This is a genomic window from Streptomyces sp. NPDC079020, assembly GCF_044542225.1.
Classification (GTDB): domain Bacteria; phylum Actinomycetota; class Actinomycetes; order Streptomycetales; family Streptomycetaceae; genus Streptomyces.
Window position 1 is genome coordinate 93996 of sequence record NZ_JBITUB010000001.1, and the last position, 12874, is coordinate 106869.

The 12874-nt window shown below is 71.4% G+C and carries 15 protein-coding genes; 3 read left to right on the top strand and 12 right to left on the bottom strand.

Going from position 1 to position 12874, the window contains the following annotated elements; genetic code table 11:
* Positions 1-28: 28 nt before the first annotated feature.
* Positions 29-730 carry an antibiotic biosynthesis monooxygenase gene (locus tag ACIGJO_RS00465; protein WP_399949835.1) on the bottom strand — a complete coding sequence of 234 codons (702 nt, stop codon included), beginning with the start codon at positions 728-730 and terminating at the stop codon, positions 29-31.
* Between the two features lie 142 nt (positions 731-872).
* On the bottom strand, positions 873-1547 hold the full coding sequence (locus tag ACIGJO_RS00470) for a DUF4232 domain-containing protein (protein ID WP_399949838.1): 675 nt from the start codon (positions 1545-1547) through the stop codon (positions 873-875).
* Positions 1548-1697: 150 nt separating this feature from the next.
* On the opposite strand from ACIGJO_RS00470, the gene dapA reads away from it, so the two are divergent.
* Positions 1698-2585, top strand: coding sequence for a 4-hydroxy-tetrahydrodipicolinate synthase (gene dapA, locus ACIGJO_RS00475; RefSeq protein WP_399949841.1), 888 nt, complete (start codon positions 1698-1700; stop codon positions 2583-2585).
* 14 nt (positions 2586-2599) lie between these two features.
* On the opposite strand, the gene dapD is transcribed toward dapA, so the two are convergent.
* The gene (dapD, locus tag ACIGJO_RS00480) at positions 2600-3598 is read right to left on the bottom strand and encodes a 2,3,4,5-tetrahydropyridine-2,6-dicarboxylate N-succinyltransferase (RefSeq protein WP_399949844.1); all 999 of its coding nucleotides are present in this window, start codon (positions 3596-3598) and stop codon (positions 2600-2602) included.
* Positions 3599-3608: 10 nt separating this feature from the next.
* Positions 3609-4922: an MFS transporter gene (locus ACIGJO_RS00485; RefSeq protein WP_399949847.1), complete on the bottom strand. Its 1314-nt coding sequence runs from the start codon at positions 4920-4922 to the stop codon at positions 3609-3611.
* Between the two features lie 127 nt (positions 4923-5049).
* Here ACIGJO_RS00485 and ACIGJO_RS00490 point away from each other — a divergent pair, with 127 nt between their 5' ends.
* Positions 5050-5934 (top strand): winged helix-turn-helix transcriptional regulator, encoded by an 885-nt coding sequence (locus ACIGJO_RS00490; protein WP_399949850.1) that lies wholly within the window; start codon positions 5050-5052, stop codon positions 5932-5934.
* A 148-nt stretch (positions 5935-6082) separates the two neighbouring features.
* Here the strand turns inward: ACIGJO_RS00490 and ACIGJO_RS00495 are convergent, their stop codons facing one another.
* Together ACIGJO_RS00495 and ACIGJO_RS00500 are read right to left on the bottom strand one after the other, a co-directional pair.
* Positions 6083-6649 (bottom strand): TetR/AcrR family transcriptional regulator, encoded by a 567-nt coding sequence (locus ACIGJO_RS00495; RefSeq protein WP_399949853.1) that lies wholly within the window; start codon positions 6647-6649, stop codon positions 6083-6085.
* A complete protein-coding gene (locus tag ACIGJO_RS00500) occupies positions 6649-6969 on the bottom strand; it encodes a DMT family transporter (protein ID WP_399949856.1) in 321 nt (106 codons plus the stop codon). The genes ACIGJO_RS00495 and ACIGJO_RS00500 overlap by 1 nt, the downstream gene beginning before the upstream one ends.
* Positions 6970-7338: 369 nt before the next feature.
* Here ACIGJO_RS00500 and ACIGJO_RS00505 point away from each other — a divergent pair, with 369 nt between their 5' ends.
* Positions 7339-8334 (top strand): hypothetical protein, encoded by a 996-nt coding sequence (locus tag ACIGJO_RS00505; RefSeq protein WP_399951646.1) that lies wholly within the window; start codon positions 7339-7341, stop codon positions 8332-8334.
* 159 nt (positions 8335-8493) lie between these two features.
* Here the strand turns inward: ACIGJO_RS00505 and ACIGJO_RS00510 are convergent, their stop codons facing one another.
* Genes ACIGJO_RS00510 through sufD form a run of 6 tightly spaced genes read right to left on the bottom strand, consistent with a single transcriptional unit; the run spans position 8494 to position 12830 of the window.
* The gene (locus ACIGJO_RS00510; RefSeq protein WP_073720270.1) at positions 8494-8832 is read right to left on the bottom strand and encodes a metal-sulfur cluster assembly factor; all 339 of its coding nucleotides are present in this window, start codon (positions 8830-8832) and stop codon (positions 8494-8496) included.
* Complete coding sequence (sufU, locus tag ACIGJO_RS00515; protein ID WP_399949859.1) at positions 8829-9284, bottom strand: Fe-S cluster assembly sulfur transfer protein SufU; 456 nt, start codon at positions 9282-9284, stop codon at positions 8829-8831. Before sufU ends, ACIGJO_RS00510 begins: the two co-directional genes overlap by 4 nt.
* 10 nt (positions 9285-9294) lie before the next feature.
* Positions 9295-10563, bottom strand: a complete 1269-nt coding sequence (locus tag ACIGJO_RS00520) for a cysteine desulfurase (RefSeq protein WP_399949861.1) — start codon at positions 10561-10563, stop codon at positions 9295-9297.
* Positions 10560-11324 carry a Fe-S cluster assembly ATPase SufC gene (sufC, locus tag ACIGJO_RS00525; protein WP_399949864.1) on the bottom strand — a complete coding sequence of 255 codons (765 nt, stop codon included), beginning with the start codon at positions 11322-11324 and terminating at the stop codon, positions 10560-10562. Before sufC ends, ACIGJO_RS00520 begins: the two co-directional genes overlap by 4 nt.
* 7 nt (positions 11325-11331) lie before the next feature.
* On the bottom strand, positions 11332-11649 hold the full coding sequence (locus tag ACIGJO_RS00530) for a bifunctional 3-phenylpropionate/cinnamic acid dioxygenase ferredoxin subunit (RefSeq protein ID WP_136328637.1): 318 nt from the start codon (positions 11647-11649) through the stop codon (positions 11332-11334).
* On the bottom strand, positions 11649-12830 hold the full coding sequence (sufD, locus tag ACIGJO_RS00535) for a Fe-S cluster assembly protein SufD (RefSeq protein WP_399949869.1): 1182 nt from the start codon (positions 12828-12830) through the stop codon (positions 11649-11651). Before sufD ends, ACIGJO_RS00530 begins: the two co-directional genes overlap by 1 nt.
* Positions 12831-12874 lie beyond the last annotated feature (44 nt).

The window sequence follows — 12874 nt, forward strand, 5'->3', positions numbered from 1 at the left end:
ATGCCGCGCCCCCGGGCGCACCGCACCGCTACACGCCCGCGCCGAGGGAGAGCGCGGGCGTGTAGCGGCGCACACCTCCGCCGGTGACCCCGGGGTAGGACTGCACCCTCGCCCACTGCGGCGTCCCCGAACCGACGCCGTCGCCGGGTGCGGAGAGCGCGTCCCGGTGCGCCCGCGCGCTCTCCCACTCGGCGTAGTTGAGGACGCGCGTGCCGTCCGTGCTGACATGGAAGTGCCCGGAGATACCGCCCGGGGCGGGCATCGGTTCGGTGCCCAGCGCCTCGAACACCGTGTCCACCCAGTCCCGTTGCCGGGCCGGGTCGGGACCGGCGAACTCCACGTCGACGGTCACCACGCACCCCGGCTCGCGGCGGTCGTCCGGGGGCGTGGAGCGGTACAGCTCGTACGTGTGCAGCCCGAGGCGTTCGATGCCGGGCACGGCCGCGTCGACGGCGGCGTTGCGCTCGTCGCGGCCCTCCCGGAAGAAGTCCTGGTAGGCCTGTTCGCCGGACCACTGCGAGTAGTGCAGGAGCGTTCTGCCGTCCTCCCCGGCGTACACGCTGTACGAGAGCAGCCCCGGGTGCGGCCAGTCGCGGCTGCCCCACGCCTCACGGAGCGCCTCGACGGTCAGCCGCTGCCGCTCGGGCGTGGCGACGTCCCAGGTGCTCGCCTTGACCACACCGACGTCGGAACGCCTCAGGTCGGGGCGGGAGTTGAACTGCGCGGTCATGGTGGTGCTCCTCTCCGGCCGCGCCCCGGTGGCGCGCCGCTTCGGTCACCACCGTCACTCCTCAAGCGCGCTTGAGGTCAAGGACACGGCCCCGGCCGGCCGGCCGCCGCACGGCCGTGCCCCCGCTCCGCCGCTAAACGGCTCAGGTGCTCAGCCGGGTGCGCCAGGCGGTCATGTTCAGCTCGTCCATCAGGCGGATGTCGTGGCCCTCCAGCGGGAAGACGCGGGCCCCGGTGTCCGTGGCGGCGGCGATCTCCAGCGCGTCGCCCTCGATGAGGTCGCCGCCCTCCTTGGTGGAGACCCAGGCGAGGATCGACTTCACGGCGGCGCCGGGCTTCAGCACGACCTCCTTCGGCCCCGGGTCCTGGCCGAAGTAGGAGCCGCCCGGATTGACCTTGACCGGCAGCCGTCCGCCGTCCTCGCCGAGCGCCTGGACCGAGGGGTAGCCGCGGACGCGGTAGGGCTTGTCACCGCAGTTGGTGAGCGTGAGCACGACGGCCCGGTGCATCATCGCGGTCTCGACCGGCCCCATGTCCACGACGGCACCGGAGGCGGGACAGTCACCGGAGGCGGCGGGACCGGTGGCGCCCCCGCCCGGCCCGCCGGTCGCGCCGGTGACCGGTGGGCTCTGCGGTGCGGCGGGCGTCGGCGGCAGCGTGTCCGCGTGCACACCGTACGGGACCGTGCGCGTGGCGCTCGGCGTCGGTTCCGGCTCGCCCTCACCGGCCGGGACCAGGAACCCGGCACAGCCGGTCAGGGCCGCCCCCGCCGCCGCCACCCAGACCGCCACGGCCGCTCTTCGTACCGGCTTCCCCATGCGCCCACCCCTCGCCCCGGCCCACTCTCGTCCGTCCGTTCGATCATGTCAGACGGCCCGGAGCGGACAGGGACTGTTCAGCACCGCTTGCCCCGCACGCCAAGCAGATCTAAGTGGACCTCCATGGCCGCCGCGACCGACACTTCGGACATGACAGCGACCACGCCACGCCCTTTCGGACGCGCGCTCTGCGCCATGATCACGCCGTTCACCGCCGCCGGTGAGCTGGATCTGACAGCGGCCCGCGCGCATGCCGCCGCGCTGGTCGCCGACGGCTGCGACGGGCTGGTGCTCAGCGGAACCACCGGCGAGTCCCCCACCACGACCGACGAGGAGAAGACCGCCCTGCTGCGGGCGGTCCGCGAGGCGGTCGGCGACGGGGTGGCCCTGCTCTCGGGCGTCGGCAGCGCGGACACCCGGCACACCCTGCGGCTGGCCCGCCGGGCCGAGGACGCGGGCGCGGACGGCCTGCTGGTGGTCACCCCGTACTACAGCCGCCCGCCGCGGGCCGCCGTCGAGGCGCACTTCCTGCGCGTCGCGGAGGTGTCCGGCATCCCGCTGATGCTGTACGACATCCCGGGCCGCACGGGCACCCGGATCGGGACGGAGAGCCTGCTGCGGCTCGCGGAGCACCCGCGCGTCGTGGCGGTGAAGGACTGCGCGTACGACCTGCTGGGCTCGACGACGGTGATGTCGCGGACCTCCCTGGCGTACTACTCGGGGTGCGAGGAGCTGAACCTTCCGCTGTACGCGCTGGGCGGCGCCGGCTACGTCAGTACGGTCGCCAATGTGGCACCCCGTCAGATGCGGGCGCCCCTGGACGCGTTCGACGCGGGCCGCACCGGTGAGGCGGCCCGGCTGAACGCCCTCACGGTCCGCCTCACCGAACTGATGATGGCCTCCGGTCTGCCCGGAACGGTCACGGTCAAGGCGCTGCTCTCGGCGGGGCCGGTCCGCGAACCGCTGCAGCCCGCCGGGCGCGGGGCCGCCGACGGGCTGCGGGAGGCGTACGAGGAACTCCTCGCCGCCGCGCGCTAGGTGGGCGCGTGTCCTCAGTTGTGCGCGTGCAGGATATCGTTGAGCCCGTCCCACACCGAGTTGTTCGGGCGGGCCTCGACGGTCCCGGTGACCGAGTTGCGGCGGAAGAGGATGTTCGAGGCACCGGAGAGCTCACGGGCCTTGACGATCTGGCCGTCCGGCAGCGTGACGCGTGTACCGGCCGTGACGTACAGGCCCGCCTCGACCACGCACTCGTCGCCGAGGGCGATGCCGACGCCCGCCTCGGCGCCGATCAGGCAGCGCTCGCCGATCACGATGCGCTCCTTGCCACCGCCGGAGAGGGTGCCCATGGTGGAGGCGCCGCCGCCGATGTCGGAGCCGTCGCCGATGACGACGCCCGCGGAGATCCGGCCCTCGACCATCGAGGTGCCGAGCGTGCCCGCGTTGAAGTTGACGAAGCCCTCGTGCATGACGGTCGTGCCGGACGCAAGGTGCGCCCCGAGGCGGACCCGGTCGGCGTCGGCGATGCGGACGCCCCGGGGCGCCACGTAGTCCGTCATCCGCGGGAACTTGTCGACCGAGGTGACCTGGAGGTGGAGGCCCTCGGCGCGGGCGTTCAGCCGCACCTTCTCCAGGTCGTCGACGGCGACCGGACCGAGCGAGGTCCAGGCGACGTTGGCGAGCAGCCCGAAGACACCGTCGAGGTTCTGGCCGTGCGGCTGGACGAGACGGTGCGAGAGCAGGTGCAGACGCAGGTACGCGTCATGCGCGTCGAGCGGCTTGTCGTCGAGCGAGGAGATGACCGTGGCGACGGCGACGACCTCGATACCGCGCCGGGCGTCCACGCCGAGGGCCTTGGCCGCACCCTCGCCGAGCCGGTTCACGGCCTCTTCCGGACCGAGGCGCTGCGTACCGGCCGGGCCGGGCTCCGCGGCGAGCGCGGGGGCGGGGTACCAGGTGTCGAGGACGGTGCCGTCACCGGCGATGGTGGCGAGGCCGGCGGCGACGGCGCCGGTGGTGCGGGCAGAACCCTGGGAAGTCGTGTCGGTCATGGACAGAAACCTAACCGGCCGGGGCCCGCTCCGGCGAACCGGTCTCCACATCAGGGCCGCGCCGGGCCGGGGAGCCGGTGCCCGCGTCCCCGCCGCGCCCCGCCGTGCCGCCGGTCCCCGCCCCCGGGCCGGGTGGCGCCGCACGCGGCGGCCGTCCGGGTTCCCGCAGCCGCCCCGCCGCCAGCACCGCCGCCCCGGCACCGCCCGCGAGCACCGCGCAGAGCGGCCACAGCAGCGCGGGAGCGCTCGCGTACAGGGCTCCGCCCAGCGGCGGCGCCAGCACCTGACCGCTGATCGAGGCGCCCGCGTACAGACTCTGGAAACGCCCCTGTGCGTGATCGGGCGCCTGATCGGCCACATACGCCGTGGCGGGCGTCTTGTAGAGGATCTCCCCCAGCGTCAGCGACACCATCATGGCGACGGCGAACAGCGCTCCGTCGCCCGGGATCAGCACGGCGTAGCCGAGCCCCACCAGCAGCAGGCCCACCCCCACGATGCCGAGCGGCGAGCGGTTGCGCAGGGCGTGCGCCGCGGGCAGTTCGAGGCACAGGATGATGCCGCCGTTGACCGCGATCAGCCAGCCGTAGAACTGGGTGCCGTGACTGTGGTCGGCGAGGAAGACGGGCAGGGTGGAGTACTGCTGCCGGTAGACGAAGTCGACACAGACGATCGCGGCGAGCAGCACCGGCACCGCGGGCCTGGCCCGCAGCTCGCGCCGGAGCCCCGGGGCACGCGGATCACGGGCGGGCCCGGTGCGCGCGGGGCCGCGGGCGGGCAGGATCCTGGCCACGTACGCGGCGAAGAGCAGGGTGCCCAGCCCGTCGGCCAGGAAGAGCCAGTCGTACGAGAAGCGGGCGGCGATCAGCGCGCCGAGCGGCGGCCCGACGGCGAAGCCCCCGTTCGCCGCGAAGCGCGTGAGCGCGAAGCTCTGGCGCCGGCCCCCTTCGGGTACGGAGACCGCGACGAGTGCGGCGTTGGCCGCCCGTACGACGCCCGAGGCGTACTGGGCGAGCGGCAGCACCGCGTAGAGGGCGGCGACCGGGAGGACGGGCAGGGCGACGAGTGCGGCGCCGCTCGCACAGGCGCCGGCCAGCAGCATCCGGCGGTGGCCGTAGCGGTCGCCGAACCAGCCCCCGGTGAAGTTCCCGGCGACCAGCCCGATGCCGCCGATGCCGCTGATCACTCCGGCCTGGGCGACGGACAGACCGCGCGGCCCCGTCAGATAGACGAAGAGATAGACGAAGGTGAAGCTGACGACAGCCTGGAGAAACGCTCCCAGCGCCAGCAGCCGTACCGTGCCCGGCACTCCGCGCAGCATGCCCATCCGGCCCGCCCCCGATAGAGTTCCTTTTGGGAACGGACTATGGCAGCATGCTTTCGGCAGGTCAACCGCGTACAACTGACCGTGAACGACACCCCGGGGAAGCCACGAACGGAAGAAGAGGCGAGCCATGCCGCAGCGCACGAGCCTGGCGGACGCCGACTGCTCGATCGCCCAGGCACTGGACGTCGTCGGCGACTGGTGGACCCTGCTGATCGTGCGGGACACCGCACGCGGCGTGCACCGCTTCGACGCGCTCCAGCAGGAGCTGGGCGTCTCGCGCAAGGTGCTCACCGAGCGGCTGCGCCTGCTCGTCGAGGCGGATGTGCTGTCCCGGGAGCCGTACCAGGACCGCCCCGCGCGGTACGAGTACCGGCTCACCCCGCGCGGCCGTGCCCTGCTGCCCGTACTGATCGCGCTCCAGGACTGGGGCGATTCCTGGGTTCTGGGGGACGGAGAGACGATGGCGACGACCGCGGAGTCCTCGAAGGAGGCGGCCCGGGTGCACGCCCTGGTGGGCACCCGGCTGCCGGAGCTGCGCCTGCTCGGCCACGACGGGGCCCCGCGCGACCCGGTCGCCGACACCCCGTACACGGTCCTGTACTGCTTCCCCGGCGCGTACGCCCGCGCGGACGCCTACCCGCCGGGGTGGGGACAGATCCCGGGGGCGCGCGGCTGCACCCTCGAATCGTGCACGTACCGGGACCAGTTGGCGGGGTTCACGGCGGCCGGTGCGACCGTGCACGGGGTGTCCGCCCAGCGCCCGGACGAGCAGCGGGCGTTCGCCGATGCCGAGGGGCTGCGTTTCCCGCTCCTCTCCGACGCCGAGCTGACCCTGACGGCGGCCCTGCGGCTGCCGACGTTCCGTGTGGCGGGCGTGAGCCGGCTCAAGCGGCTGACCCTGGTGGTGGACCGGGACCGGACGGTCCACGAGGTGCTCTACCCGATCACGGACATCGAGGCGAGCGTCCGCACGGCACTGGACACGGTGCGCCGCCTGGGCACGTCCGGCTGAGCGGACGGACGGACTGCTGAGCGGACGGACTGCGGGGCGGCCGAACGGACTGCGGGGCGGCCGGACGGACTGCGGGCCGGAGGGCGGGACCGGCACGGCGGCCGGGCAAGGGGTCCGGGCGGACTGCGGGGCGGGCGGACCCGGACCGTCAGGGGCGCGGGGGCGCGTCCGCGACTCTCGCCAGCATCTCCCGGGTGTAGCGCGCGTCGTAGGAACCCCCGGTGAGCAGCACCTGGAGGCAGATCCCGTCCATCAGCGCGACGAGCGCCCGCGCGGTGGCCGGGTCGGTCTGCCGGGTCAGCAGTTCGACCGCACCGTCGGTCCACTCGGCGGCGACCGGGCGCAGCGCGGGGCGGCGCAGCGCGGCGAGATACAGCTCGTACTCCAGCTCCGTCGCCCCGCGTCCGCCCTCGAACCACTCGCCCAGCAGCCTGCTCAGCTCCTCGGCCAGCACGGCCCCGTCCCCCCGGCCCGGGACCCCGGCGAGGACATCGCTCTCCCGCAGGGCCTGGGCGAAGTTCTCGTTGCAGCGGCGCAGGGCGGCGATCAGCAGCTCGTCGAGCGAGCCGAAGTGGTACGTCGTCGAGCCGAGCGGCACATCGGCCTCGGCGGCCACGGAGCGGTGGCTGAGTCCCGCGATGCCCCTGGCCTCGACCACACGGAGCGCCGCGTCGATGATGTGCTCGCGCCGGTCGGGGTCGTAGCGCCGGGCCATCAGTGGGCTCCTCCCAGGTTGAGGACCACGACCCCGGCGATGATCAGGGCGATGCCCGCAACCTTGAGCAGATTCCCGGACTCCCCCATGAAGATCACGCCGATCGCGGCGACGGCGGCGGTGCCCACCCCGGCCCAGATCGCGTAGGCCGTGCCCACGGAGAGCGTCTTCAGGGTCTGCGCGAGCAGGGCGAAGGCGAGGACATACCCCGCGAGGGTGATCAGGGAGGGCCAGAGCCGGGTGAAGCCCTCGCTGTACTTCATGGCCGTCGTCGCGGTCACCTCGGCGGCTATGGCAGCCGCCAGCAGTCCGTATCCCATGTGTACGAGTGTACGCATCGTTGCGTACGCCCGTACACATCAACCGTCCGCCCAGGACGCTACGGTGTCCCGACCGAGGACACGGCACGACAGCACGACCACGGCACAGCCATGACACGGCCACGACACGGCCGACGACACGACGGAGACGCAGTGACGCAGGATGCAGGGTGGGGCGGGGGCCCCGGCGGGGGCGCACCCTACGGCGGGGCCCCGCACGGCGGGGGCCCCTACGGAGGGCCGCCCGGAGGGGTGCCTTATGGAGGGCCCCCCGGAGGCGGGGGCTGGGGCGGCGGGGGGTGGGGCGGCACCTGGGCGGCACCGCCGAAGCCGGGAGTCATACCCCTCGCGCCGCTGAGGGTCTCGGACATACTCAGCGGTGCCTTCTCCACCATGGGGCGCTACTGGAAGCCCCTGTTCGGCATGGGTGTGACCGCCTTCGCCGGGGCGACGCTGCTGCTGGTGGCGGCGGCGCTCGTCGCGTTCTCCGCCGTCGCCGTCCACTGGGACGTGGTCACGGCCGACGACTACTGGGGGTCCTCGTCCTCACAGGCCCCGGCCTCGGACGACTGGATCCCGCTGGCGGTCGCCTTCGGTGTGGTGATCATCATCGGCATCGTCGTGTACATCCTGGCCGCCGCCCTGATGCAGGCCGCCGTCCCGGCGATACTCCAGCAGGCCGTGCTCGGCCGCCCGGCCACCTTCGGGGCGGTCTGGAAGCGGGCCTGGGCCCGGGTCTGGGCCATGATCGGCACCGTGTTCCTCACGGCGCTGATCGCCCTTGTACCGACGCTGCTCGCCATGACCGCCTTCATCGGCATGATCATCTACTTCGTGGCCGATGCGGACGGCGTCCTGCCGATGCTGTGGATCGGCGTTCCCGGCACCCTGCTCCTCGTGCCGCTGGCGATCTGGCTCTGGGTGAAGTTCTCGCTGGCCCCGTCGATCGTGGTCTTCGAGGACCAGGGCCCGATCGCGGCCCTGCGCCGCTCGTCCCAGCTGGTGCGCGGCGACTGGTGGCGCATCCTGGGGATCTCGCTGCTCGGATACGTCATGGCGTCGATGGCCGGCTCGCTGCTCCAGATGCCGTTCTCGGTCATGGGCTCGTTCCCGGGCATGACCGACACCGACGAGCTGGCACCCGACGCGAGTGCCGGCGCGATCGTGGCCGCCATGAGCGGTCTGATCGTACTCATGCTGATCAGCCAGATGATCAGCCAGCTGTTCTCCACCATCTTCCCGCCGCTGGTCGTCGGCCTGCTCTACGTGGACCGGCGCATCCGCACGGAGAACCTGGGCCCGGTCCTGGCCGAGGCGGCCGTCGTGCTGCCCGAGCAGTACGGCCCGCCCCCGGCCACCCCGTGACCTGCGGACCCCGCGGCGGCCGACGTCGCCGCTGACACGTGAACGGCCGTGCCCGCCAGGCAGACTGGCGGGCACGGCCGTTCACTGTCGTACAAAAGGGGGCGACGGGGCGACGCCACGGGGTGACGCGACGGACCACCGGACGTGGGACGGGACGTCTCAGACGTTGAAGCCCAGCGCGCGCAGCTGCTCGCGCCCGTCGTCCGTGATCTTGTCCGGGCCCCACGGCGGCATCCAGACCCAGTTGATCCGCAGCTCGCTGACGATGCCGTCGGTCGCGGACTTCGCCTGGTCCTCGATGACATCGGTCAGCGGACAGGCCGCGGACGTCAGGGTCATGTCGAGAGTGGCGATATTGGCGTCGTCGACGTGGATGCCGTAGATCAGCCCCAGGTTGACGACGTCGATGCCCAGCTCGGGGTCGACCACGTCGTACAGCGCCTCGCGGACCTCCTCCTCGGAGGCCGGCTTGGTGGTGAGAGTCTCGTTGTCGCTCATGCCGTCTTCCCTTCGGACAGCGCCTTCGCCGTCGCGTCCTTCCACGCCATCCAGCTCAGCAGCGCGCACTTGACCCGGGCCGGGTACTTGGAGACACCGGCGAACGCGACCGCGTCCTCCAGCACCTCCTCCATCTCCTCGTCCGGCTCCAGCTGACCCTTGGACTGCATCAGTTCCAGGAACGCGTCCTGGATCCGCTGCGCCTGGGCGAGCTCCTTGCCGACCAGCAGCTCGTTCAGCACGGAGGCGCTGGCCTGGCTGATGGAGCAGCCCTGGCCCTCGTAGCTCACGTCGGCGATGGTCTCGCCGTCGTACTTCACCCGGAGCGTGATCTCGTCACCGCACGTCGGGTTGACGTGATGCACCTCGGCGTCGCCGTCCCGCAGGCCACGCCCATGGGGGTGCTTGTAGTGGTCCAGGATCACTTCCTGGTACATCGAATCAAGCTTCACCAGTCAGCCCTCAGCCGAAGAAGTTCCGGACGTGCTCCAGACCGTCCACCAGGGCGTCGACCTCGGCGGGCGTGGAGTACAGATAGAACGACGCTCGCGTCGTCGCAGGAATTCCGTACCGCAGGCAGACCGGCCGCGCGCAGTGGTGGCCGACCCGGACGGCGATGCCCTCCTCGTCGAGGACCTGGCCCACGTCATGCGGGTGGATGTCGCCGAGCGTGAAGGAGATCGTGGCGCCGCGGTCCTCGGCCGTCGCCGGACCGATGATCCTGAGGTCCTGGACCTCCAGGAGCCGCTTCACCGCGTACTCGGTGATCGCGTGCTCGTGGCGGTAGATCTTCTCCATGCCGATCGCCGAGAGGTAGTCCACGGCCGCGCCGAGGCCGACGGCCTGGGCGATCGGGGGCGTACCCGCCTCGAACTTGTGCGGCGCGGGGGCATACGTCGACGAGTGCATCGACACGGTTTCGATCATCTCGCCGCCGCCGAGGAACGGGGGCAGGTCCTCCAGGAGTTCCTGCCGTCCCCACAGCACGCCGATACCGGTCGGACCGACCATCTTGTGGCCGGTGAAGGCCACGAAGTCAGCCTGCAGCGCCTGCACGTCGAGCACCATGTGCGGGGCCGCCTGCGAGGCGTCGATGCAGACCAGCGCGCCGACCTGCTGGGCGCGGCGGATGATCTTCTCGACCGGGTTGATCGTGCCCATGATGTTCGAGACCAGGGTGAAGGAGACGATCTTCGTCTTCTCCGTGATGATCTCGTCGATGTTGGACAGGTCGAGACGGCCGTCGTCCGTGATGCCGAACCACTTCAGCTTCGCGCCGGTGCGCTGCGAGAGCAGCTGCCACGGCACGATGTTGGAGTGGTGCTCCATCTCGGTGGTGACGATCTCGGTGTCGCGGTCGACCCGATAGGGCTCGTCCGCCCAGCCCAGCATGTTGGCCACGAGGTTGAGCGACTCGGAGGCGTTCTTCGTGAAGATCACCTCGTTGCGGCTGGGCGCGTTGATGAAGGCCGCGACCTTGTCGCGAGCGCCCTCGTACAGCGCGGTGGCCTCCTCCGCGATGGTGTACACACCGCGGTGGACGTTGGCGTTGTGCCGCTCGTAGTACTCGTTGAGAGCGTCGAGGACCTGCCGCGGCTTCTGCGAGGTCGCCGCGCTGTCCAGGTACACGATCTTCTTGCCGTCGTGAACCGTGCGGTCCAGGAGGGGGAAGTCCTTGCGGATCGCCTCGGTGTCGAGGAGGCCGGAGAGCCCCTGTCGGGCGTCAGTCACGCGGAAGCGCCACCCTTCACGTATGCCTCGTAGCCCTCGTCCTCCAGCTTGTCGGCGAGCTCGGCGCCGCCGGACTCGGCGATACGGCCGTTGGCGAAGACATGCACGAAGTCGGGCTTGATGTAGCGGAGGATCCGCGTGTAGTGCGTGATCAGCAGGGTGCCGACCTCGCCGCCCTCACGGACCCGGTTGACTCCTTCGGAGACGGTCTTCAGCGCGTCGACGTCCAGACCGGAGTCCGTCTCGTCGAGGATCGCGATCTTCGGCTTGAGGAGCTCCAGCTGAAGGATCTCGTGGCGCTTCTTCTCACCGCCGGAGAAGCCCTCGTTGACGTTGCGCTCGGCGAAGGACGGGTCCATCTGGAGCCCGGCCATCGTCTCCTTGACCTCCTTCACCCACGTACGCAGCTTGGGCGCCTCGCCGCGGACGGCGGTGGCGGAGGTGCGCAGGAAGTTGGAGACCGAGACACCGGGGATCTCGACCGGGTACTGCATGGCGAGGAACAGGCCGGCGCGGGCGCGCTCGTCGACGGACATCTCCAGGACGTCCTCGCCGCCGAGGGTGACCGTGCCCTGCGTGATCGTGTACTTGGGGTGACCCGCCAGCGAGTACGCGAGGGTGGACTTGCCGGACCCGTTGGGGCCCATGATGGCGTGGGTCTCGCCCTGCTTCACGGTCAGGTCGACGCCCTTGAGGATCTCCTTCGTGGCGTTGTCGGCCTCGACGGTGACGTGCAGGTCGCGGATTTCAAGCGTTGCCATGGGTGACTCAGGACTCCTGGGTGACGGAGACGAGCACATCGTCCCCTTCGATCTTTACGGGGTATACGGGGACGGGGCGCGTCGCGGGAAGGCCGGACGGCTTGCCGGTACGGAGGTCGAAGCTCGATCCGTGCAGCCAGCACTCGATCATGCAGTCCTCCACCTCGCCCTCCGACAGCGAGACGTTCGCGTGCGAGCAGATGTCGTTGATCGCGAACACCTCGCCCTCGGTGCGGACGACGGAGACGGGTGTGCCGTCGAGCTCCACCCGCTTGGGGGTGTCGTCCTCCAGCTCACTCAGCGCACAGGCTTTGACGAAGGTCATCAGACGGACGCCTTCAGCTCGGCCTCGATCTTGTCGAGGAGACGCGCTTCGACGTCCGGCAGGCCGATCTGCTGGACCAGCTCGGCGAAGAAGCCGCGCACGACGAGACGGCGGGCCTCCTCGGCCGGGATACCGCGCGACTGGAGGTAGAAGAGCTGCTCGTCGTCGAAGCGGCCGGTCGCCGAGGCGTGGCCGGCGCCGACGATCTCGCCGGTCTCGATCTCCAGGTTGGGTACGGAGTCGACCCGGGCGCCGTCCGTGAGGACGAGGTTCCGGTTCATCTCGTAGGTGTCGGTGCCCTCGGCCCTGGCCTGGATGAGGACGTCACCGATCCACACGGCGTGAGCGCCCTCGCCCTGGAGCGCGCCCTTGTACACCGCGTTGGACTTGCAGTGCGGGGTGTTGTGGTCGACCAGGAGGCGGTGCTCCTGGTGCTGGCCCTTGTCGGTGAAGTACAGGCCGAAGAGCTCGGCCTCGCCGCCGGTGCCCGCGTAGGCGACCCGCGGGTGCAGCCGCACCAGGTCCCCGCCGAAGGTGACGACGACCGACTTGAAGGAGGCGTCCCGGCCGACCAGCGCGTTGTGCTGGCCGACATGGACAGCCGTGTCGTCCCAGTCCTGGACGGAGACGACGGTCAGCTTCGCGCCGTCGCCGAGGACGTAGTCGACGTTGGCGGCGAGCACCGCGTCACCGGTGTGGTCGATGACGACGACGGCTTCGGCGAAGGCGCCCAGCTCGATGACCTGGTGGCCGTAGGCCACACCGCCCTCGCCGTGCACGGCGATCCGGACCGGCTCGGTGAGCACGGCTTCCTTGGCGACCGTGACGACCGAGGCCTTCTCGAAGGCGGAGTACGCCTGGGCGGCGACCCGGTCCACCGGCGTACCGGCCCTGCCGAGCCGCGCGTCGTCGCGGCCGACGGTCTCGACGGTGACGCCCTCGGGCGCCTCGATCGCGACCTTGACGCCGCCGCCGGTGGCGACGGCCGTGCCGTCGTGCAGCCCGCGCAGCCGCTCCAGCGGCGTGAAGCGCCATTCCTCCTCGCGGCCGTGCGGGACCGGGAAGTCCGCGACGTCGAAGGACGGGGGGGCGCTCATGCGCGTGGCGACGGTCGACTCGGCGGCCACCGCGATGGACCCGGCGGTGGTGGAGCCCGCCGGAATGTTCTGAGCCTCAGCCATGGCTGTCGTAGTGCTCGCTTTCTCAGTCAGGAACTCGGGATTCG